This window comes from Microcoleus sp. PH2017_28_MFU_U_A (genome assembly GCF_020738035.1).
Taxonomy (GTDB): domain Bacteria; phylum Cyanobacteriota; class Cyanobacteriia; order Cyanobacteriales; family Microcoleaceae; genus Microcoleus.
This window is the reverse complement of the sequence record NZ_JAEQCX010000033.1, coordinates 25,051-48,360: the sequence shown is the minus strand read 5'-3', so window position 1 is coordinate 48,360 and position 23,310 is coordinate 25,051. Positions and strand designations below refer to the sequence as shown.

Below are 23,310 nucleotides of genomic sequence, written 5' to 3'. Positions count from 1 at the left end.
TTCTCTTAAGTCTTTTTCTAGTTGTCTTGGGTATAGTTGGCTTGTGCAAGAAATAAAGATTTATCATCTTGTAATAAAAACTTGAGCAAATACTGAGTTATTTTGGCCTCAGCAATAATGGTATCATCAGGTAGTTTCACTTACTTGATTTTGTAAGATTAGTATAGTCAATTTAAAATTATATATTATTTTCAGATTTTACAGGCCTGTAGGGGCGGGTTCGCCTAGATATTTGACACCCATCGACAAATTATCTAAACCCGCCCCAACCCAACCCAGAAATCAAAAATAAATTCAATTTAAAGTCAATCGGGGTTATTGATGGGGTCGGGCGGGTTTACAAAAATTATCTGTGGGTGACAGAATCGATCGGTTAACCCGCCCCTACAAATTTGAAATAATTACCAGTCAAACTCAAATTTGCACCTCCTTGGAGAATACTAATCAATTCATTTTGAGCCGAATCTTTGCGGTAAATTGCCGTACCAGTTTGGTTGGCTTGCGAGAAAGGAACTAACAGGTAATCATCCGCTTTACCCTGCAATTGAATACTATCTTCACTGGCATTAAAATCAGTAATCAGCGCGTAGTCACTATCGCCGTTATCGTAGTAAGTGTTATTGACATCTCCCAAGACGAAAATATCGCTCCCACCTCCACCAGTTAAAGTGTCAATTTCCTCAATTCCGGGGTTAATGGCATTGATGTCAACTCCCGTGAGGATATCATTACCATTGTCGCCTTTAAGTACATCATTGCCAAGTCCGCCGACAAGGGTATCATTGCCATCTCCACCTATTAGGATATCTTGCCCTTTTCCACCATCTAAGTAGTCATCATTGAGATTTCCCGATAACACATCTTGACCTGAATTGCCAAAGATTTTATCATTTCCTTGTTGACCGGAAATCGTGTCATCTGCTTGGGTTCCATTGATAATATCATCTTGAACCGTGCCTTGCAAACCATTATTCGGGTTAGCAAAACCGAAACCTCGACTACCAAAAACGGCATAACTCTTGCCGGGAGAATCTTGAAATAAACTGCCAGGTGCGCCAACGATTATATCGTCGATGCCATCGCCGTTAATATCTCCCCCACCGCTGACAGCAGTGCCAACTAAACCATCGGTTTCTACTCCATTTAAAACTAAGGCATTCTTACCGTTGGCTTGTCCTAAATTGAAATTAGCTGGAAATTCCTTTTTCCCAAAAATTACAAAGGTTTTGCCTGCATTGTTTTTGCTGTCAGAGTTGGCGCTGGAGGCTCCGATCAACAAGTCGTCAAACCCGTCTTTGTTGATATCTCCGGCATAGCTAAGGGCATTTCCGGCAGATGCTTCTGGATCGAAACCAGAAATTATAAAGCCGTTACTGCCGTTCAAGTCAGCCGGGTTGACAATGACAGGAAATGCTGCTTTTTTGCCAAAAATTACGTAGGTTTTGCCTGCGTTAATTCGATCGCCCACTGTCGCACCTGGAGCTCCAATTACCAAGTCTTTATTGCCGTCACCGTTAATATCTCCTGTGGCGGTAAGGGCAATTCCAGAACGTTCTTGGGGAGTGAGACCGGCGATGACAAATCCGGTAGTTCCATTTAATTCTGGGACGTTGACGCTACCAGTAAATCCTCCTGGTTGACCGAATATAACGTAGGTTTTGCCTGCATTAATGCCGCCACTGGTGTTGCCGCCATCTGCACCAATTACGAGGTCTGGGATGCCGTCGCCGTTGATATCGCCGCTGCTGGCAGTACCGCTAGAATTGCCGTCAATGCCGTTAATAACAAAGCCGTTGTTGTTGTTAATTTCAGCTAGGTTTAAGTTAGCAGAAAAACCTGTGGTGCGGCCGTAGATGACGTAGCTTTTACCGGGTGTGCCACCGAGGGGGCCGGGTGCGCTGATGAGTATGTCGTCAATGCGATCGCCATTAATATCGCTAATGCCAGTGGCAAAGAGGCCGGCGTAGTCAAAGGTGTTGGTTCCTGTGACGGCAAAACCATTATTTCCGTTCAAATTAGCGAGGTTGAAGTTAGCAGGAAATCCTTGGTTTGTGCCGAAGACAATGTAAGTTTTTCCGGCATTATTTTGACCGTTGACAGTAGCACCGAAGGCACCAATAATAAAGTCTTTGATGCCGTCGCCGTTGATATCGCCGGCACTGCTGACTGTGCCGCCGCTGAAACCTTCGGCATCGGTGCCGTTGAGGGTGAAACCATTTTGACCGTTGAGTTGGGAAAGATTGACGCTGGCGGGGAATTTTTGATTGCCAAAGATGACTTGACTTTTGCCTGCGGCGTTGACGTTATTGGGGTCGGCACCGAACGATCCGACTATGATATCGTCTATTTTGTCGCCGTTGATATCTCCGGTTTTGCTAACAGCAACTCCTGAGAAGTTACCTGCTTCTGTGCCGTTGAGGACGAAGCCGTTATTGCCGGAAAGGTTGTCAAGTTTGAGGCTGTTGATGTTGATATTAACGGTGGCGGCTTGTATTTGTTTGCCGTCTGTTAGGAGGTAGTTAAATTTATCGGTGCCGGTGAAGTTTGGGGGTGGGGTGTAGGTGAGTTTGTCGTCGGTTTTGTCGTTGGGGGTGTTGTTGTTGTCGAGGGTGATGATGCCGCCGGCGACGGATTTTGTGTTGAATTCTTTGATGGAGAGGGGGTCTTTGGCGGTGCTATCGTTGGCTAAGATATCGATTTTTGTTGCTGTGTTGACGGTGGTGGTGGTAAAGTCGCTGTTGGCGGTGAATGGGGAGGCGATCGCAAGTACGCTATCTGGATCTGGTGCGTTGAGTGCTTCCTCAAGAATGTCAGGATCGAAGTTAGTGAGTACGAGGTCGATGATAGCAGCTTCGCGGGTGGTGGGATTTTTGATGCGATCGCCTATTAGTTGTTCGGCTTTTGCAACATCTGCGGGGGTTAAGTCGGAGATTTTAACTTTCTGGCGGGGGTAATTTTGCAGGGTAAAGGTGTTGGTATTTTCCCCAGGATTGTAGTCGAATAAGGATTCAGCTTGATTGACTCGCCAGCTATCAGCATATTCGCCGTAAAGTTGCTGTTGGGAAACTGGTTCAGGAATTACAGTTCCATCGCGTTTTGCTAGATCATCTTTGGGGTTTTTGTTGAAGTTGCCGAGTAGTCCTTTAACTTTGCCTTCGCGTTCATCTTTTAAGTAAACCTCGACATTGACGCGACTTCCTACCTTTGCAACTAATTGATCGCCTGTAGGATAAACAACGGTATAGGTGTTCCCTTCACGATAGATGCGGCCGTCTCCAATGGCAAGTGCATCATCGTTGGCAATTTGGGTTGGTTGGCCATCAATTAAAAGTCCTTGGTCTTTGTAAATTCCTATGCGTTTTCCACCTAAAACTGTTGCTACGGCGGTGTTGTCGGAAACGTTGCTGCGGGGGTTGTTGCCAATAGGTTGTTGTCGGACTTGGATTTTTAGGTCGCCGGTTGTTGATTCGATTAAGGTGAATTCTCCAGCGGCTTGGAAGTCGTGATATTGTTTGTCGATGGTGACGATTCGAGGGTCGTTGTAGGTTTTGCCTCCATTTTTGGGCTTTTCAGGTTTTTGGTCGTTGTCGATGATGATGCCTGTGGCATCAATTGTAGACACAGTATCGTTTGTAGCAAAACTTGAACCATCAGATTTTTTCAGTTTAACTTTAAAAGTTTCGGTTGACTCTGGTTTGTCATCTCCGGTAGTTGGTACAGTAATATCAGCACTAACTTGTCCGGCTGGAATTGTTACCGATCTTTGACCTGGGAAATAGTCTTCACCTGCCTTTGCTGTGTCGTTTTCATATTCAAGTACCAAAAATACTGGCTCATTTGACGGTTCACTACGGGATACTGTGAATACTAGGTTTTCTCCCTCATCTGCACGCGCATCTGAGATGGAATATGGGAGGTTGTAAGGAATTTCGTATTCCTTCTCAATTATTAGATTTTTGGTAGGGTTGGGTTGAGGATTTTTATCATCTTGTTCTACACCACCTATACCGCTGATTTCAATTGTCTTTAAAATCGGGAATTGAGGTTTGGGATCGGTAGGCTTGCTTTGAGGACTACCAATTAGGGGAAATGGGTCGGTTGCAGCACCACCTTCAGGTAATTCCACTGATAAGAGTGGTCCAAACTGAGCTTGCCCCTTAAAATTTCCAATTTCAAATTCTGTTCCTGCTTGCAGAGCCTTAGCGTTAATTGATCCCTGAATAACAGCACCGATATTGTTTTTTACGTTGCCAAAAAGTTCATACTTTGCTTTGACTTTTAACATTCCTGAACCTTGAGAGGGAGCTTGAAATTCAAATTTGTTGGTTAGGCTTCCTAAAGTTCCCTTTTGTTCAGTTTGACCTTCTAATGACATCGTGACTTCTATTTTCTCAGGGTCAAATGTAAAATCTTGCTGTAACCCCAATCCCAAATTACCTTTAAGGTCTAAAAGATCGTAACTTAATTTTGCCTTAACTCTTCCGTCTGGAGACGAAGCTTCTACTTCATTACCCAAGATTGCTAGTGGTGGAAAAGTAAGAGCAAATAGCTTATCGAAATCAGCTTCTAATTCAATGATGCTATTCGATCTACCAGAAGCAGCAATGTCTGGCAGTACAGGGTCGCTTTGATCGCGAGCCGTCGCAGGCTTAATTCCGTCGTCTTCAATTTTAGGTGTCGAAACGCTAATTGTACCTGTACCGCCTGGAAGGTCTATGCTACCTTCAGGATACTTGATAACATCAAAGCTTAATTCTCCTTGACCTATACTACTATTTACTGAGATAGGTAATTCATAAGTACGCCAAGGAGCTTTTATTGCAACGTTTTCAAGTTGAGCTTTTATTAAATTCAACTCTAATTTAATACCGGCATTTGGCAACTCAAATCCTCGTGTGTCTGACTCAAAATTTGCAGATGCACTTTTTGTTCCGACTCCTGGTATGATGGAAAAAGTTTCTCCGAGTTCTACATTTTTGGGAATTTGTATACCTAGATCGACTGGGTAAGAAAATTTTGCTTCTCCATAATTGCCTGGAGTTGCAAAAATAGAAGCTTTTATTTCTGACTGTAAATCCCAGTCATATTTAATAAAAAGATTGTCAACATTTCCTCCAATATTTTCTCCTTCTTTGGGATTTCGTGTCTTAAATATTTCCTTTTCAAACCTATTTGAACTACTACCACCCCCCCATTCTTCAATCTCTCCAGCAAAAAAATCAAGGGTTTCTTTCTTACTCGTCAATTCAGCCTGCTCGATCGCCCTCAATTCCCCATCCAAAACAACGATCGCGGAATCATCCTCACCCTTCAACCCCGCCAATTCCCCCTGACTCAACGCCTTACCTTGAACTAAATCCGAAAAAATCTCCCCCTCATCCCCGATCGCATCTACAGTATTAATCTGCGAATCAACAAAATGCCCAAACTCTTCCAGCAAAACACCCGCAACCGCCGTAACATTCCCCGCATTTTTGGCAAGGAATTCCCGCGACAGATAAATCTTCCCAGTCGCAGCCGCAAACGCACCCAAAGCACCATTAATCTCAGCTTCGGAACGAATCTCAATCTCTGGAAATTCGCTAAAATCTCCCTGGGCCCAAGCTGATGCTAACTTGACTGCTTTCTCAACATCAAAGCTATTGCCGAATGCTACCTGCATCTGCGCCAGAAAATCTGGAGTTGTCGAAAAAATGCTGAGGGAATTCTGCGCGATGCCTGCGGCTGTCTGCGCGATCGCACTTCCCATAATCAAAGCGCGATCCTCGACACTCGTACCCACTTCAGTACCGAAAAACTCATCATCTGTTAGCCATTTCATAATCCGATCTCCTCAAAAAAACTATTTGTTTGCCAAAAAACAAAAAGCCGGAGAAGCGGCGATCGCACATAATGCGAAATCACCACTTCCCCAGCCCACCGCTGAGCCTCTCGTCAGTCTCGAACTAGGTTTTGTGTTTATTTAGATGATTCAAACTTTAACGCTGACAGCTCTCTCAGCCTTGCAGCGTAGATGCACTTTTGCTTTATGCACCTTAAATTGATAAGGTACACCATCTTAGTCGATTTGTCAATATCCTACATCGCACTTACTTCCTCGAACTCCACTTACTAACTTCTTCATCGTCAATAAAGAACTTATAATAAGTCGAACCCTTGACAATTACCCGAATCGCATTGGTCTTTTCCCTTTCACTTTCAATTGTCACCTTCCCAAACCCAGTTTCTTGCCAAGTTTCCTCCAGAATCTTCTCAACCTGGTCAAAAACTTGTTTAACAGTATGTCTTTGAACGTTGTGCGATGATGACATATTTGGTTCCACCTTCTGAGTTGACTTAGATTTACTATTGCTGTCGCCTGCTTTCCGATCGCGATCGCCTGCTGCATCCTTTGATACCAATCTCATAGCTTTTTACTCCCTAAATTTCAGCCTCTATATAGATTTCGGAAATAGCCCTATGTTTTTACGCATAGTTCCAGCTTTTGTAACAATCATTTACACGATCGCTCCCAGTGTCGCAGACGATGACGCACAGCATCGCACAACAATTAGCAGCCTTGCATCCGCACAATTCCCATCCGCCAGAAACTCCATACTTCTTACCTCCAAAATGGTGTTTGCAAAAATTTAATTATTGAATAACTTTTTAACCCGTAACTCAGTGTAAAATCAATACACATTCAAAACTCACAATTGTGCAGTCACACGCAGCAGTCACCAACCTCTGACATTTCGCTGCCCTACGCGATCGCACTTAGGAAATCCGACTTTTTTAAACATCCCAGGGGTTCACACCCCTAAGATCGCACTGACCTAGGCAAACCACCCATGAATCAAGCAGAATTTATCAGTATTTACAACAAATTAGGCAACAAATGCCGACAAGTTTTACAGCAAAAACTAGCTGGAACACCCAATAAACAAATCACCAAAATTATCCAAATTAAATCAGAAGCAACTGTACGCCAACATTTGACAACAGCATATCAAGCATTTGGCTTAGGAGACGACAAGCGCTCTAGCTGGTCAGATTTGCAGTCATTGTTTTTTCAATTCATGCCCGAATTAATCCCAACGAAACTAGAACCACAACCATTAAATTCTCGCTGGGTAGAACGAACTTCAGATATTACTAAACTCCAAAAATGGACATCAGAAAATTTCAAAATTTTGATAGTAGTAGGAGAAGGCGGCATCGGCAAAACTACCTTAGCACAGCAATACTTGGCCAGTTGCCAATTTGAAAAAATCTTAGATATGAAAATTGCCCTAACTCCCGAAAACTTGCGGAGTGCCGATTCATTTGTGCAGACTTGGCTGCAACAAGATTTTCAAGAAGATGCACCCAGAGATTTTAGCCTTAGTTTAAACTTACTAGAAAAAAAATTGCGTCTAATCAAAGTTGCAATTTTCATAGATAACTTAGAGCCTGCTTTACGCAACGGTATGTTTTTACCTGAATACCGCAATTATGTAGAATTGCTGCGGGTACTCAGCGATCCAAGAATCAAAGGAGTCACGCTGATCACCAGTAGAGAAAAATTAAAAGAACCTGACATCAGAGGTGTTCAAACTCACACTTTAACAGGCTTGAGTCCAGAAGCATGGCAACAATATTTTGAATATCCCAAAACTTCAGAAGATTTACAATCTCTGCAAGAAATGCACGCACTCTATAAAGGCAATGCTCTGGCAATGGAAGTGCTGTATAATGATATTCAAAATAATTATGATGGAGATATTGCCGAAGCTTGGCAACAAAACCGCCAAGAATTACAGCAGCTAGATCCATTTTCGTTTCTTATCAACAATCAATTAAATCGCCTCAATGCTCACTCTCATCAAGCTTACCGTTTGCTATGTCGTTTGGGAGCTTGTCGGTATCAAGAAATTGAATGGTTGCCAGATACTTGCATCAAAGCTTTGCTGTGGGATGTGACACCAGCAGAACAATTGAAAGTAACGCGGCGGTTGTGTGACTATTCCTTGCTACAATTACATCGGGGTAAATACCGAATGCACCCAGCAATTCGGGCGGCGGGTTTGAATCAGTTGCAAAAGAGCAGCGAATGGGAGCAAACTCAAAGGGCGATCGCACAACATTGGTTTTCTAGTGTAGAACACATTCAATCCCCTCAATTAGGTTTGCAAGTTTTAGAAGCTTATTATCATTTCCGAGAAATTGAAGATTATGATTCAGCTTGGGATGTATTGTGCCGTCCTGCTATACCTATTTTACCAGAAGAATTATTTCTATATTTTTTATCTTGGGGATACATCAGCCAAACACTAGAATTAGCAGAAAAACTGGTAAATCGAGTTTCGCCTAACCGGGAGGCAAGTCTGTATCGCTGCATCGGTGACTGTCACGCCTATCTACTAGCGGATGGTTTTGAAGTAGCTTTAGAATATCACCGCCAAGCTCAATTTGCTGCTAAGCGTGAAGGCGATAAATGGACAGAATTTAACTCTTTTAGTGATATGGGTTTGTGCTATATTGCTGCTGGTGAATACGAGTTAGGATTAGCGATTTATCAGGCCAAACTTAATCTAGCTTTATCTCCTGTATCTCCTGCAATTCAATCTCGGCTAAATAGTTGCTATTGCGAAGTTGCTCTGTTGCACTCTTATTTAGGACAAGCGAGTGAGGCGAAAGCAGCATTGAAAGAAGCTACAAGACACTTGCAACAACCTTTAGAAAGTGTTCCGCCTTGGCAAGCTTGCTGGGATTTGAATATGGCTGGTTTAGCTCAAAAACATATTGGCGAGTACGAACAAGCTAAGCAAACTTTAGAGCAAGTTGTGGCGATCGCACAAAATTGCAACTTTACATCAGACATCGCCCGTGCCTGGTATATTTTAGGTGACGTTTTTCGAGAAAGTAATGATTTTTCAGCGTCTTTGAAATATCAAAACCAAGCTATTGAATTTTATACCAAAATTGGTGCTAAGTACGAATTAGGGATTAGCAATTATTACATTGGCTTGACATATCGCGACTTGGGACAGTTAGAAATAGCGGCAAAACATTGGCAAAAAGCTATTAAAATATTCGAGGCAATGAAAAGTCCTAAGCAAGTGAATAAAGTTCTCGATTGTCTAAAATAATTTGAGACTTGAGATTTAAAATTAACTCTAAAAAAGATTTGAAATTTGAGATTTGAGATTTACTCCACAGCCTGTACTGGCAGCTTTAACTAATACCTATTATGAAACATCTTGCCACCTATAGATTCTACGCGAGCATCTTTATGCACTGAGGCTAAGCCGTGTCCCGCGCGGGTAGCTTAAAGAAACCGGGTTTCTGGGTTAGGACTTACTCTTGTAGAGACACCGATTTATAACGTCTCGCCACACAGCAACTCAGATTTATACTTGTTTTTTGCACGGCACGTTAACATTGTGTCCCTCGCCATTTAAACTTGATCTAGCCTAACTATCCCAAGGAACACAAAAAAATAATGCGAATTTTATTTGTATCCGCCGAAGCAGCACCCCTAGCCAAAGTGGGCGGTATGGGCGATGTCGTCGGCGCTTTGCCTAAATTTCTGCGCCGCATGGGTCACGATGTCCGCATCTTCATGCCCTACTACGGCTTCGTCCCCGACAAAATGGACGTTCCCAAAAAACCTGTTTGGAATGGGGCGGCCATGTTCCAAAGCTTCTCCGTCTTTGAAACTCTTTTGCCGGGCACCGATGTACCTTTATACTTATTGCAACATCCATCTTTCTTACCACGCCGGGTTTACGGCGGCGTAGATGAAGATTGGCGGTTCACTTTCTTTGCCAATGCTGCCGCTGAATTTGCCTGGAATCACTGGAAACCACAAATTATGCACTGTCACGACTGGCATACGGGGATGATACCTGTTTGGATGAAGCAAGACCCCGATATCAGCACAGTTTTTACTATTCACAATTTAGCTTATCAAGGGCCGTGGCGCTGGCGTTTGGATCAGATGACTTGGTGCCCTTGGTATATGCAAGGTCACAATACAATGGCTGCGGCTGTACAGTTTGCCGATCGCGTAAATACAGTTTCGCCCACCTACGCCGAACAAATCAAAACCCCAGCCTATGGGGAAACTTTGGAAGGTTTGCTATCTTTCCTCGGCGGCAAAGTATCAGGTATTTTGAACGGAATTGATACAGAATCTTACAACCCAGAAACTGACAAGTACCTCCACCAACAATTCAGTGTTGATACTATTGACAAGCGCCCAGTTAACAAAATTGCGCTGCAAGAAGAAGTCGGTTTGGAAGTGAATAAAAATGCCCTGTTAATCGGCATGGTGACGCGGCTAGTAGAACAGAAGGGGCTGGATTTGATCATTCAAATGCTCGATCGCTTCATGGCCTATACCGACGCTCAGTTTATTGTACTCGGAACTGGCGATCGCTACTACGAAACCCAACTCTGGCAAATGACCGCCCGCTATCCCGGCCGAATGTCCACCCAATTACTCTACAACGACGCCCTCTCCCGCCGCATTTACGCAGGCTGCGACACCTTCCTGATGCCCAGCCGTTTCGAGCCCTGCGGCATCAGCCAAATGCTCGCCCTCCGCTACGGTTGCGTCCCAATGGTGCGCCGCACCGGCGGTTTAGTCGATACCGTATCTCACAACGACCCGATTAATGATACCGGCACAGGTTACTGTTTCGATCGCTACGAACCCCTCGACTTATTCACCTGCATGATCCGAACATGGGAAGGTTTCCGCTACAAAGATAAGTGGAAAGAACTGCAAAAGCGCGGCATGAAAGAAGATTTTGGCTGGGACATTTCTGCCAGAAAATATGTCAACTTGTACAGCGAAATTCTCGGCATCTCACCAGACGAAATCGCACCGGAACCGGAAACCGAATTAATCATTGGTAAAGGTTAATCTCTTTCTTTGTAGGGTGCGTCAGGCGTTATTGTCGCTTTAATGAGTAGGATATTTGCTGACGCACTCGAAAACGTGTCATTGCGAGGCACGAAGCAATCTCTCTTACCCTGCGATTGCTTCGTGCCTCGCAATGACATCATCTAAATTTCTATTCTTCCTTCTTCCTTCTTCCTTCTTCCTTCTTCCTTCTACTCAATTAATCAACAAATAAATCGAGAGGTAAATGACCGTAAGTCCCGCTAACTCCATCTTCCGAGGAAAATTGGCACGATACTAACACGCCCCGATAAGTTCCAGGATAGCCATCAACATAATACGAACCCTTCAAAGTATTGAACTTAATATAAACCGAACCACTAAATGCAGCAAAAGCACTTGGATCTAAAACAGCATCATATCCCAAAGCCTTCAAATAAGTTGCTAAAGCTGCAAAACCCTCATCCGTCGAAGTCGCGCAAACTCCAAGCATTTGGTAATCCGACAAACTTGCTACCAGCAAAATCGCTTCACGCAGCGCCTGTTTTTCCAGTGGCGATGCTACAGATTGCATATCCAGACAAGTAAAATCCTTGAGGATTTGCTGTGCTGCTTCTACAGTTAGGGTAGTCGGGTTGTGAGTAGACATCAATTGCTCTGATATTTCCAAAAAGTACGATCGACACTCGGGTATTCGTCAGTCGATTTTAGATTTTAGATTTTAGATTTTAGATTGACTCCATAGATGAATCTGGGAGATCCAACCAAAGTCTAAATTTGGGGAATCTTTACGACTCCTGTCAAGGGCTTGCATCCCTATCCAGGTGAGGTCAACGGATTTCTGCCATTGCAACCCTCGATCGACAGCCGTAACACTCGCGCCAGCCCCGATTATAACGCATTTTGGGTTCTCGGAAGCATTTTGGGCGATCGGCTTACGGCATCCACACTCTACCTAGATTCCAAAGAAATACCAAAAAAAATGTCAAGTTAGCTGAATTTGCCTCTATTAATGGTAGAGGTAAAAAGCACACAACTTGGTAAAGAAAGTATGAGCTTCGAGCAATTGTTAGAAAACATAAAATTCCTGGAAAATTTTCTTTTTAGACTGCTACACAAAGTCAAACTGATTTACTTATTGGTGATATTTGCCATCAGTATAGGTATTTCTGGCTGGACAGTAGAATCTAACTTCACCAGAATCCCTATAATCGGTTTTCACAACATTGTAGACACTCGCAATCCCGCCGACTTACCACCTCGGAGGCTCGCTTTTCCCACTAACTACACCAAACAAGACTTGTCAGTATTTTTAGAATATCTAATTAAAGAAAACTATTGGTTTTTATCATCTCAAGACTTGTACGTATACTTTATTGACAAGTCGCAGCCAATACCCGCTAAAAATCTCGGTCAAAAACCAATCATGATAACCTTTGACGACGGCTACAAAGGCGTTCATGAAAATGCACTTCCAATATTAGAAAAGTTGTCTGTAACCAACAAAGAAAAGGGTAAATTTGTGTTATTTGTCAACCCTCACTTTTTAGGTATTGATATGGGCAAAGATTTTTTAGCACACACTACTTGCAACGATTTAAGAGATGGATATCAAAAAGGTTTTTATGACATTCAGTCACACGGTTTTACTCACAAAGACTTAACTAAGGTGAGCGGAAAAGAATTAGAATTTGAAATTGCAAAATCTAAGTTAGAGTTGAGAAAATGTCTGGGGGATTTAGACAAAAATAAAGTTATCGGCGCTCACATCGCCTATCCCTACGGCGCATCAGACTCGGAAGTGGAAGATATTTTGCCTAAATATCATTTAAGTGGCTTTTTGTACAATGACCATTTATTTAGAGTAAACCGACTGGAAAATAACTACCGCATCTCTCGCATCACTGTCGATAAAAATACGTCGCCTACAGATTTAATTAGGATAGCCAAAAGAGCTTCTACTTTGAGAAAGAAAGAGTGGCTTTAGGCAGCATTTCGGGTTTTTATATCTCTTTGATTGGGCGAGTTGATGTATCCCCAGAGCCACTGAGGCGCGCGTCTATTGTGTCATCTGGAAAACAAACTATAGCGGTTCTTAATCGTGGTTAGGTATCCCCGATGCCCTGTTTGGCCGATGCCCCATGCCCATGAGTACCTCATCTTTCTGAGAAAGGCTATAGTAGTTTTTATCAGTGTTTTCACGTTTAGATCAGTCCGCGTTTTTTCAGCTTTGCTAACGCATCTTCAGCCGCATTTTTCTCAGCATCTTTCTTGCTTTTACCTTTACCTTCTCCATAGGATTTGTCTCCAACATAAACTTTAGCGAGAAATTCGGGCTGATGGGGCGTTCCTCCTGCTTGGACTGTCACGTATTTGGGCGGAGTCGTGTCACCGTTGGCTTGTACCCATTCTTGAAAGCGGTTTTTCGAGTCTACAGTCGATCGCGTTTCCACCACATTGTCGGGAACAGAATCAAACATTTGCCATACAAACTCACGAACTTTGTCCATATTTTCGGTGTCGAGATAGTAAGCGCCAATGAATGCTTCAAAGGTGCTGCTGAGCAAATTTGGATTAGTAATTCCACCTTCTCGATAAGCTCCTTTGCCGAGCCGCATTTTTAAGTCTAAACTGATTTCAGTAGCAAATCTGGCTAATTGTTTTTCATCTACCAATGCAGAACGTCGGCGAGTCATTTGATCTTCTCCCATTTCTGGGTGACGCTGATAGAGATATTCGCCGCTGAGAAATGTCAGCAAAGCATCGCCGAGAAATTCTAAGCGTTCGTTGTCTGCTTCGCGGAATGTGGGATTTTCGTTGACGTAGGAACGGTGGGTTAGTGCTTGGCGCAGCAGTTTTTCATTGTTGAATTGGGGAATCGTTATTTGGAGTTCTTGTGTTTGATTAGTTGATGGCATGAAAATTTAGTAATGGTTGGTGTTGTTATTATGCGAACATGAAAGAGCCGCAGATGGCGGTTGGTTTGGAGAATTTAGTTTATCAAATAAACTAGATTTTTGCTATCTGCGGCGGGGTAAATATCGAGGTTGTTTATGCTGTGACTTTGTAAGTCTCGATCGACTTTGGCAATTCATCGATCAAGTAAAATCTATCTGCAAGCTTTTTGAGATTGTGACTATCATTACCTTTGCGGGCAACAATTATTACCTTCTTCCCCTTTTCATGCAGCTTCTGAATCAAAATCTCACCGTAGCCGTCTCCAGAGACAATAATAAATGTGTGTGGGTATAGGCTACTTGAAGCCTCACTAAAGCAGTCTGCTGACAAATGAAAGTCTACAGCATTTTTAATGTTTTGGGATACATGAAAACATTCAAAATTTTGAGAGCGCAAATTTACTTGTGCTGCCTTATTTTGTTGTTGCCAATTATCGTAAACTTTGCGGTTAACTACATATCCAAATTTATTAGCCAAGAGCAATAAATCTGGGGATAGTTTTAAGGTTGGGATGTTTTGATAATCCCAATAAATGGAAACTAAAGCTTGCTGTTGGTAGATTAATCCATTTGAGGTTCGATGAGTGTCCATTTGAGTAATTCCTAAAATTTGGTGGGCTGGACAGCCTCGACATATCGCGCATCTAGCATTAATGGAGTTTTGTCTGTGGATTTGCTCACAAATGAACATCTCGGCACAAGACAATCTGTTACCATAAAACACTTTGATTTTGTAGGGATTTGATTAGCGTCTTAGCTACAGGGTTGATAGAACTGTAACGAGCTTAGTAGTAGCCCGTTGAAGGGAAATCTAACTCTATAATGTTTCGATTTATGTCAAGCTTGTATTAACTTGTTAAAACGACATTAGACTTAATTTCCGCTCAACGGGATTCTAGAAACTTGCTACAGTTCTATCAACCGTGCAGCTAAGACGACTCAATCAACATTCCTTAATTTTGAATGCGATATTTAGTTTTAGCTCTGCCTTTAATCTAGCTTTTTGAATTTTTGATGTCAAGTATTTAGTAAAAATTATTTTTCTGACATTCTTAGACCTCTGAGCAATATTTTCGTGAACCTGACACCGATCGCAAGTTACGCGCTTGCGACAAGAGTGAAACCCCGTTTCTACGAGATTTGGCGACTACTCACAGAACATATCGGGAGAAACCCGGTTTCTCACCCCCGTGCGATCGCCCACAAGCCCCTCTACACGTCGATTCATCCTGCTGACAAGCAGCATTTGAAAAATAAATGTAAAAATATGTTGCAATGTTTCTTTCGCTATGTTAAGTTTAGTTACATAAGGTTGAAATACAACGAGGTTTATGGTCATGGAAAACAAAGACGCAAAAGTAGGCTTCACCGAGTTCGCTGAAACCTGGAACGGTCGTTTGGCAATGCTAGGCTTTGCGATCGGCTTAGCTACCGAATTCCTCACCGGTCAAGGCATTCTCTCTCAAATCGGTTTGATGTAATCAGCTTAACTCCATACAAGAGCTGTAATTTGTGGGGGCGATCGACCCCCTTACAAGTGCGATCGCCCGCACGCAAATAAGTCCCTTCACTCACAGTGAAGGGACTTTTGCATTTTTTATTAAAAAGTCAAACCGATGGCACAATCAAAAAACTTTTTCGTCTCAATATTTATCGTCAGTCAAACTCGATCTTTCCTAAGCAATTCCTACTGAATCCAAAATTCTCGCTTTAGGAGTCAAACCAGTAAGCTTCACCAAGCCTTCTTGTTTGTGAGTCCGCAGGCTGTTACCTAAAATCATCTCCGACAGATCCGGCATTTCCTGCCAGCAGCGCGAGCAGAACCAATAAACGCGATTGTGGCGAGCGTGGCGTAACAATTGAGAGGAGCAACAAGGGCAACTATTCATGATATTTTAAACCTTCTTTAAGATATGGATCGATAAACCAATTCATTACAGATATTGAGGAATGCCGCTGTATCTCTACTCCAGGCACAACAATAAAAAAGCTCTTTTCACTCCAAACTTTGAGCGTCTGACAAGTAGCACTTTTGGATGCCCAACAGCAACACCACAATTAGAGCCTGAACGCCCCAAGGAGCCCAAGAGAAACCCCAAATAAAACAACCCAGTCCGGCCAAAGCCACAAGAACAAAAATATCTTGAGAGGTTTGCCAGTAAATCCAGACGGCTGCCAGAGAAACTATCAGTAGCAAAATGTAAGCTGATGGCATAGTCGTCTTCTCCCAAGGTTTTGGCAAACAGTCAGGATCGATTCCTGACGATGTGCTTAAATTAAAACTTAAACCTGAAGAACTTATGAAGATAAGTAAGTTGTTACAAAAAAAAATATAATTCTGCCCGATTATATTCAGCATAAAAACCGAGCAGAAATAATTTGTTTTTTTGGTTAGAGATTTCACAGATTTTAAGGCGCACAATCGACCTATGCTTCCTGCCAGCCCAGAGCTTCAGCCACCTGAGCAGCCAAAGCCATCGGTTCAAAAGGCTTAGCAATCACACTCACTACCCCCAAATCTGCGAACATCCGCCTGTCGCTAGCGAGAGCCTTAGCCGTCAATAAAATTACCGGAATGTGCTGGGTAGCATGATTAGCTTGTAACTGTTTAAAAGTAGTAGGCCCGTCTTGGTCGGGCATCATCACGTCCAGGAGAATAGCATCAGGCTGTTCGGCAAGAGCCTTAGCCATACCCTCGCGACCAGAACTTGCGGTCAGGACTTCCCAGCCCCCCACCACCTCAAGACTGACTTGAGCCACTTCCCGAATATCTTCGGCATCGTCAATAACCAAGATGCGTTTGGCAGTCAAAATTAACATCTTTTTTAAGAATCAGAACTGATCACAGACTAGAGGCGAAATGTGAATGTTTTGTAAAGCAAACTTTTTTACCGATCGGACTTTACAGTAAAGCTGCAAAACTGTACAGAAGAATGAAGTTCGGCAACGAGCAATGTACGGGATGTAACGGATGGAAGGAAGAAGGAAATCTTTCCTTCTTCCTCGCGATAGAAGCTATCTAGCGCAAGGGTTTCAGCAATTAAGAACGTCCTAACCGCCTTGGCCGTTGCTATACAACGGAGTCCCCAAAAATCCGCTGTTCGATCGACAATCGCGATTTTGCCCGTCCCTGCCTGTATAATCCGTCTTTGCCAAAAATGACTGGCCCGGACGCACTTCAGACGCCTCGAAAGCTGGTTTTTTAGCGTTTCTGCTGCCTGCAACCCAGTCTTTTGGTAAAAAAGCCTGGTTTCTGCATCCAGGATGGTATGAAAATTTTTGCATTAATATTTTTTCATTAGTCATGGCTAATGCAATTTACCTAATGGGGAATATCATCTCCCTCCCCCATAACTGGCAGACGTAAGAAAAAAGTGCTGCCCTCCCCCAAAATGCTCTCCACCCAAATCCGGCCCCCGTGCTGCTGCACGATACTGCGACAAATAGCCAGCCCTAAACCAGTACCTCCCTTTTGGCGACAATCAGAAGCATCAACCTGTTGAAAGCGCTCAAAGACCATCTCTAGCTTGTCCGCCGGAATGCCGCGTCCTTGGTCTTTAACCGCAATCAGGATTTCCGAACTCACGGGTAAGTGCGGATTGGTGGCAGTCTCGGGAGACAACAAACAAGGAGACGACACTGACTTCAACTCAGCTTTTTCTGCCAAATCCGGATGCTCGATCGACTCACCGCTCAGCCAAATCGTAGCACCTGCGGGCGAAAATTTTATAGCATTGCTGAGCAAATTTGTCAATGCCTGAATTAGCCGATCGGGAACAGCGAGCAATTGCGCCCTCACAGGTCTCACAGACAGAGTAACTCCTGCCTGCTGGGCCATTCCCTGCATCTCGTCAGCCGCCTGCAACATCAGATCCGCGACATTGCAAGTTTGTTTGATGGCAGTGCTGTAATTAGAATCCATGCGCTCTAAATCCAGGATGTCGTTGATCAAGCGCACTAACCGGTCAGTATTAGCTATCGCAATCTCCAGCATCCGCTTGGCTTTCTGGGGGTGAGCCTCAAGCAGGCCGCTGTTGAGGAGACCGAGTGCCCCGTGAATCGAAGTCATGGGCGTCCGCAGTTCGTGGCTGATAACAGATATGAATTCATCTTTCATGTGCTCGACCGCAAGCTGATCGGTGATATCTTTAAAAGTCACCACAGCGCCAATAATTTCGCCTTGTTCTCGCATCGGAGCGACAACGTACTCAACTGGAAAACTGCTGCCGTCTTGCCGACAAAAAACCTCATCCGTGACACGCCGAACCTCTCCGTCTCTCAAGGTGTCTAAAATTTGAGAACATACTGGGTTCGAGAGTTTTCCCGTGGTTGGTGTGGCGCAGTCTGGGGCAAGTTGAGAGCCGGAATTGATATCTGTTGCAGGTGACATTTGCTCGTTAGCGCAGCCCTCGAAGAGGATCGCCTTCGAGCATTCTGCCTGCGAACGGTGTAAGCTTTCAGACAAAGGTCGATCGATCCATTGCTTCGATTCGCAACCAGCCATTCTCACCGCCGCCGGATTGACAAAAGTTACTTTTCCCTGTTTGTCCAACCCGCAAATTCCTTCTGCTGCGGAGAACAAAATCATTTCTGTTTGGTGGCGGAGTTGTTCGAGAGCTTTTTGAACTCGCTTGCTATCGGTGATGTCGCGAGCGATAGTTGAAATGCCCGTTACTGCTCCTGTGGCGTCTTTAATCGGAGAAATCGTCAGAGACACATCTATCTGTTCGCCGTCTTTACGCAAGTGTACGGTTTCGTAATGGTCGATCGTAGTTCCAGCCCGAATATTTTCCAGAATTTGGGGGATTTCCTTGGGGCGTTCGGGAATTGCTAAAATCTCGATCGACTGTCCCTTGACTTCCTGCGCGCAGTAGCCGTAAATCTTCTCGGCTCCTGCATTCCAGCTCTGAATTGTCCCGGCGAGGGTTTTGCCCACGATGCCGTCGTCGGAAGACTCGACAATCGACGCCAAGCGCACGAGTTCATCTCTAGCTTGCTTGTATTCAGTAATGTCGCGGCCCAGTATCACGATACTTTTACGTCTGCCGTCGGCATGAAATACGGGTACTTTAATTACATCGTAGATTTTTACAGTACCGTTCGATCGGGGAACCACTTCTTCTCCCCTACAAAGAGTACCTTTTTCCCACGCTGCTCGATCGCTCACCTCGCAAGCCTGTAGAGCCTCCCCGTAAAAACTGCTGAGTTTTCCTAACTGAGTATCTGTGAGGCTCCGGTAGTTATCTGCCGATAGCTCAAACAATTCCAATATTGCTTGATTTGCCTCCTGCCACCTGCCCTCGCCATCTTTAAAGCAGACAATATCTGGCATGGCATTCATCAGCGATTCGAGATAGGAGTTTTCTTGGAGTGCAGCTTCTACCTCTCCCCGCTTGGCGATTTCCCGTTGCAAATTTTCGTTTGCCGTTTGCAGCGAGTCGATCAACAAACTTTCTGTAAAAGTGCGTTCTTTAATTACTTGTTGAAGTCTGTGGAGTTCTAACGATAGCTGCCTGCGAGCTAACAAATTTTCTACGCGCAAGTGCAGTTGGCTGGCATCTATGGGACTTACTATCAAATCATCAATTCTGCCTTCGAGTTGTTTGGAACTCAGCAAAAACTGCTGCTCGGAAAGAGTCGGCGTTTGGGAATTTATCAATAGCAAAAACGGTAAAAAACTAGGCTCCACCGCAGTTTTTAATGTTTCAACCATGTGCCCGATACGATCGAAGTTTGCCTCGTCGAGAATGCACAAGTCAAAAGCTATTTTTGGAAGAATAAATTCTGAGTTTGGTTCGGAAGTCCAATCGAGTAGCATCACCTCATGCTCAGTGTTGAGGTGTGCGATCTGCAAGGGTTGTTGGTAGCGATCGAGCGAGAGCAAAATGCGGCTCATTAGTTTGATGATTTCCCAATGACTAATGATTAGATGTCCAGTAAATTCACCCATTATTAGGTTTGTAGTGAGGACTTCAGTCCTCAAAAAACAGAGGACTGAATTCCTTACTACGAACCAATTTTCTAGCGCAGGTTTGTAATGAGGACTTTAGTCCTCAAAAAACAGAGGACTGAAGTCCTGACTACAAACCTATTTTATAGCAGGTTTGTAGTTAAGACTTCAGTCCTCAAAAAACAGAGGACTGAAGTCCTGACTACAAACCTATTTTATAGCGCTCGATCGACCGGACGCGATCGGACTAATGACTGATGACTAATGACGCCAGGACTCATGACTCATGACTCTTTAAGGCATTCCAATTCCAATCAAAGCATCTTCCGGCAGACAGCTAGAGTAGCGCTCCCCGGACGATAAAACCGCAATCAGCCTCATTTGCCAGTCTGGCATAATGTGCAAATCCGCCCAGGGCACTGCTATCTCCAAACATTTATCCAATCCCACTTGGGCCCGGCTGAGGCGGGGCTGCCACTCATCGCCCTCTCCTGCTTCGTGAAACCCAATCGATTTCGTCAGCAAATTAATCTCTAACTGATGGTGGAAGCGATAGTTGATGGGTGCTTCATCGGGCAAACCTGACAGCGGAATCAAGCTGTTGTGCATCGTGCGATCGGGATAAAACCAGAACAAGTTTAACTCCGGCGGGCAATCAATGCCCGGCCGCACCCCAGCATTGAAGTCGGCGCGAAGGTAAAAATTCAAGTGATCTACGCCGTACCAAAGCCGCTGAATTGCCGCACTCCGGTGCATCGTACCCCTTGCTCCCCCAACTTCAATCCGGCCGGCTTTGTCCCAATCCTGTTCGTTGCCGATACCGTCGATAATCGGGTGAATAAAGCTCAGCGGTTGGTGGTCGCCTTGAACCTCGTGTGCCTCTACTTGTCGCAGCACTTCCGGGGGTACAGGCTCGCCGAGAGCTTCGTAGATTGCTGCTACGTGTTCGCGGAATAGCCGATCGAACATAGCATCTTGATTCGACGTGTGGCCTTCGCCAAACCACCAAAACCAGTCGGAACCTTCCGCCGCATAAAGCGCTTCCCAAGCTTCGGGATTGCTTTCTTCCGTAGCCTCTGGATGGTTTGCCAGCATTTGTCTGGCTGGCCCTAACAAATCCCAAGCGCGGTTTTTCGCAGGATCGCCGATCCAAGTTGTCAGGGAACCGTCTACCCAGGAACCGGTATGCAGTTGGGCGGCGGGTATTGTTTCGGTGGCGGGGAATTTGTCGAGAAATTCCGACACTGTGACTAATTGGATATCGGGATTGTCGCTGAGAGTTTGATAGAGTGATTCTAAGAACGGTTTGCCATCTTGAGGATAGAATTCCCAGCAATTTTCGCCGTCTAGGGCGATCGTCACCAACCACGGATTTTCTAAAGATGTGTGGCCGTCGGGTTGTCGGTGTTTGAGAGTTCTGCCGATCGCCTCCAAGTGTCCCACCAAATCCGACGCTGCCTTCTTCGGTTCCATCGAACCGTAGGTAAAACCAATCAAATCAGACAACCTGTGGTCTCTAAATACGATCGCCAAATCGCCATCAGGAGTTTCTAAACGATAAGGGCGATATAACAATTCTGGTTCGCAAACATTCCCCGCCCCATCGCGGTGAAAAAAGTGTTTAATTGTCCACCCCAATACCGCCTCATCCGAGACAATCCATTTAAACCCTTGTTTAGCAATGTAGGGCAAAATTTCCGGGCTAACTGCCTGTTCCGACGGCCACAAACCCCGCGGTTTACAATCAAATCTGTCTTGATACATATCCCAAGATTTTCTCAAATGTCTCGGAATATCTTCAGCCCACTGGAACCTATGTTCTGGCAGTGTCATATTAGGAATCGCTATGCGGCCGCCATTTGTGTCAGCAAGCAGCGGCAAAATCGGGTGAGTGTAGGGGGTTGTGGACACTTCCAACTGTCCCTCAGCTTGCATTTTACGGTGCTGGGGAATGATTCTGGCGAGGATTTCTTTTTGTTTTGAATAGATCTTTTTTCTGTCTGCCAAACTAAAGTTTTGCCCTTGTTTCAGCCACCCTGCAATCTCGGGATCGTCCCAAAACAGCGGGTCAATCCAAGCTAAATTGTGCCACGCCAGCAAGTCGGCAAAATCCTGCACTTTCCAGTTTGCCAAGCACCACTGAATGCCTTTTTCCTGCCGCTGAGTGTAGAGTTGAGCGTACCGGGGATGCGGCTGAATCAGGGTGTGGTAGTTGGCATCAAAGAAGTGTTCTAAAATGAACTCTTGTTCAGCGATGTTTAAAGTTTCTGCTGGCTTGAGAGTTACCGCCAAGTAAGGATCTAGTGCTTTGTCGGCGATGCAGTCTTCTATCTGCAAAATCAAGGACGGAACCAGGTTTACAGTTTGATGCAGCTTGGGATATTTTGCCAGAATTAGGACTAAATCCAAGTAATCTTTGACTCCGTGCAAGCGCACCCAAGGCAGTCGATACTCGGATGCTCCGGCGCTAGTGAACGATCTTGATTTGTAGAGGGGTTGGTGTTGGTGCCAAATGAAGGCTACGTAAAGTGGATGAGACATTGATTTTGGTAATGGGTAATGGGTAATGGGTAATTATAATTTGTAATTGGTATTTTGTAATTGGTATTTTGTAATTGGTATTTTGTAATTTTGTCAGGAATGCTTAACTTCTATCTTTAGGGTGATGAACAGCGCAGATTGTCCCTATTAAGTAGCGCTTCCAACTTCTCAATTGCAGGTTGATGCTGCACACATTACTACCATCGAGTAGCACATAAAACTACTTTTTGTATCTAGGGCTTTCATTCAATTGATATTTGACCGCTTGAGGGCGACCTTTAACTCGAAGGAAGAGGATTGGATTCAGTTGACAGTTGACAGCAGCCTCTATCTAGAAGGAAGATGATTGGAGTAATGAATCGTCTTGTTTTAATTTCTCCTTAAAATGGACAGGCTTTCAACCAATTCTTTCTGGTAATAGCGGTAAAAGCTTTAATAGCCAGTCAACTAGAATTATCTTCATTTCCGTACAGTCATGAATTAACACTCAGGCTGGTAAATTCTGGATTAAAATCACCTGTCGCTATATAAGGAATTGAAAAAAGGTAACAGTCAACCGTTAACAGTCAACTGTCAACTGTCAACTGTCAACTGTCAACTGACTAATTACATTACCTGTTCGACTTCAGAAATTTCAGGGATTGCTTCGCGCAGGCGGCGTTCAATGCCCATTCTCAGAGTCATTGTGGAACTCGGACAAGAGCCGCAAGCTCCTTGCAGTCTCAGGTGTACTACTGGGCCGTCGATTTCTACCAGTTCGACGTTGCCACCATCTGATATCAGGTAGGGGCGCATTTCATCGAGAACTGTTTCGACGTTATCTCTGGTTAGTGCTAGTGTTGTCATATTTTGCCTCAAAAATTATTCGTACAATTGACTTAGTTCGATCGTACCGTTACTTGCCGTTAAATGAAGTTGAGTCCGAGACACTAATCGCAAAACCCGCTTGCTCCAACAAAACGGATTTTGCAATTAATCCTTCCCAGAATGAC

Annotated in this window: 17 protein-coding genes; 5 read left to right on the top strand and 12 right to left on the bottom strand. The window is 44.3% G+C overall.

Annotation, left to right across the window (positions count from 1 at the left end):
* Nucleotides 1–373: 373 nt before the first annotated feature.
* Together JGK14_RS05780 and JGK14_RS05775 are read right to left on the bottom strand one after the other, a co-directional pair.
* A complete protein-coding gene (locus tag JGK14_RS05780; protein ID WP_325314843.1) occupies nucleotides 374–5,821 on the bottom strand; it encodes a VWD domain-containing protein in 5,448 nt (1,815 codons plus the stop codon).
* Nucleotides 5,822–6,089: 268 nt separating this feature from the next.
* Complete coding sequence (locus JGK14_RS05775) at nucleotides 6,090–6,407, bottom strand: hypothetical protein (RefSeq protein ID WP_293312851.1); 318 nt, start codon at nucleotides 6,405–6,407, stop codon at nucleotides 6,090–6,092.
* 52 nt (nucleotides 6,408–6,459) lie between these two features.
* On the opposite strand from JGK14_RS05775, the gene JGK14_RS05770 reads away from it, so the two are divergent.
* The 3 genes from JGK14_RS05770 to glgA all read left to right on the top strand — a co-directional run bounded on the left by JGK14_RS05770 (nucleotide 6,460) and on the right by glgA (nucleotide 10,891).
* Nucleotides 6,460–6,633, top strand: coding sequence for a hypothetical protein (locus tag JGK14_RS05770; RefSeq protein ID WP_293312849.1), 174 nt, complete (start codon nucleotides 6,460–6,462; stop codon nucleotides 6,631–6,633).
* A 197-nt stretch (nucleotides 6,634–6,830) separates the two neighbouring features.
* Complete coding sequence (locus JGK14_RS05765; protein WP_293312847.1) at nucleotides 6,831–9,110, top strand: tetratricopeptide repeat protein; 2,280 nt, start codon at nucleotides 6,831–6,833, stop codon at nucleotides 9,108–9,110.
* A gap of 353 nt (nucleotides 9,111–9,463) precedes the next feature.
* Nucleotides 9,464–10,891: a glycogen synthase GlgA gene (gene glgA / locus JGK14_RS05760; protein ID WP_293177010.1), complete on the top strand. Its 1,428-nt coding sequence runs from the start codon at nucleotides 9,464–9,466 to the stop codon at nucleotides 10,889–10,891.
* Nucleotides 10,892–11,090: 199 nt separating this feature from the next.
* On the opposite strand, the gene JGK14_RS05755 is transcribed toward glgA, so the two are convergent.
* Entirely contained in the window at nucleotides 11,091–11,519 is a 429-nt protein-coding gene (locus JGK14_RS05755; protein ID WP_293177012.1) for a DUF1824 family protein, read from the bottom strand.
* 402 nt (nucleotides 11,520–11,921) lie between these two features.
* On the opposite strand from JGK14_RS05755, the gene JGK14_RS05750 reads away from it, so the two are divergent.
* Nucleotides 11,922–12,857, top strand: a complete 936-nt coding sequence (locus JGK14_RS05750; RefSeq protein ID WP_293146205.1) for a polysaccharide deacetylase family protein — start codon at nucleotides 11,922–11,924, stop codon at nucleotides 12,855–12,857.
* A gap of 217 nt (nucleotides 12,858–13,074) precedes the next feature.
* Here the strand turns inward: JGK14_RS05750 and rnc are convergent, their stop codons facing one another.
* Together rnc and JGK14_RS05740 are read right to left on the bottom strand one after the other, a co-directional pair.
* Nucleotides 13,075–13,788 (bottom strand): ribonuclease III, encoded by a 714-nt coding sequence (rnc, locus tag JGK14_RS05745; RefSeq protein ID WP_293177014.1) that lies wholly within the window; start codon nucleotides 13,786–13,788, stop codon nucleotides 13,075–13,077.
* Nucleotides 13,789–13,921: 133 nt separating this feature from the next.
* Complete coding sequence (locus tag JGK14_RS05740) at nucleotides 13,922–14,419, bottom strand: NYN domain-containing protein (protein ID WP_293197174.1); 498 nt, start codon at nucleotides 14,417–14,419, stop codon at nucleotides 13,922–13,924.
* 745 nt (nucleotides 14,420–15,164) lie between these two features.
* On the opposite strand from JGK14_RS05740, the gene JGK14_RS05735 reads away from it, so the two are divergent.
* Entirely contained in the window at nucleotides 15,165–15,308 is a 144-nt protein-coding gene (locus tag JGK14_RS05735) for a chlorophyll a/b-binding protein (RefSeq protein ID WP_325314842.1), read from the top strand.
* Nucleotides 15,309–15,503: 195 nt separating this feature from the next.
* Here JGK14_RS05735 and JGK14_RS05730 read toward each other — a convergent pair whose 3' ends face one another.
* The 7 genes from JGK14_RS05730 to JGK14_RS05700 form a co-directional block, all read right to left on the bottom strand.
* Nucleotides 15,504–15,716, bottom strand: coding sequence for a hypothetical protein (locus JGK14_RS05730; protein ID WP_293146201.1), 213 nt, complete (start codon nucleotides 15,714–15,716; stop codon nucleotides 15,504–15,506).
* A 107-nt stretch (nucleotides 15,717–15,823) separates the two neighbouring features.
* A complete protein-coding gene (locus tag JGK14_RS05725) occupies nucleotides 15,824–16,042 on the bottom strand; it encodes a hypothetical protein (protein WP_325314841.1) in 219 nt (72 codons plus the stop codon).
* A 212-nt stretch (nucleotides 16,043–16,254) separates the two neighbouring features.
* Nucleotides 16,255–16,647, bottom strand: coding sequence for a response regulator (locus tag JGK14_RS05720; protein WP_293177022.1), 393 nt, complete (start codon nucleotides 16,645–16,647; stop codon nucleotides 16,255–16,257).
* 231 nt (nucleotides 16,648–16,878) lie between these two features.
* Complete coding sequence (locus JGK14_RS05715) at nucleotides 16,879–17,112, bottom strand: hypothetical protein (protein ID WP_293177024.1); 234 nt, start codon at nucleotides 17,110–17,112, stop codon at nucleotides 16,879–16,881.
* Between the two features lie 37 nt (nucleotides 17,113–17,149).
* Nucleotides 17,150–19,723, bottom strand: a complete 2,574-nt coding sequence (locus JGK14_RS05710) for a PAS domain S-box protein (RefSeq protein WP_442921430.1) — start codon at nucleotides 19,721–19,723, stop codon at nucleotides 17,150–17,152.
* Nucleotides 19,724–20,071: 348 nt separating this feature from the next.
* On the bottom strand, nucleotides 20,072–22,318 hold the full coding sequence (locus JGK14_RS05705; RefSeq protein WP_325314839.1) for a glycoside hydrolase: 2,247 nt from the start codon (nucleotides 22,316–22,318) through the stop codon (nucleotides 20,072–20,074).
* 606 nt (nucleotides 22,319–22,924) lie between these two features.
* Complete coding sequence (locus JGK14_RS05700; RefSeq protein WP_193975189.1) at nucleotides 22,925–23,164, bottom strand: NifU family protein; 240 nt, start codon at nucleotides 23,162–23,164, stop codon at nucleotides 22,925–22,927.
* Nucleotides 23,165–23,310 lie beyond the last annotated feature (146 nt).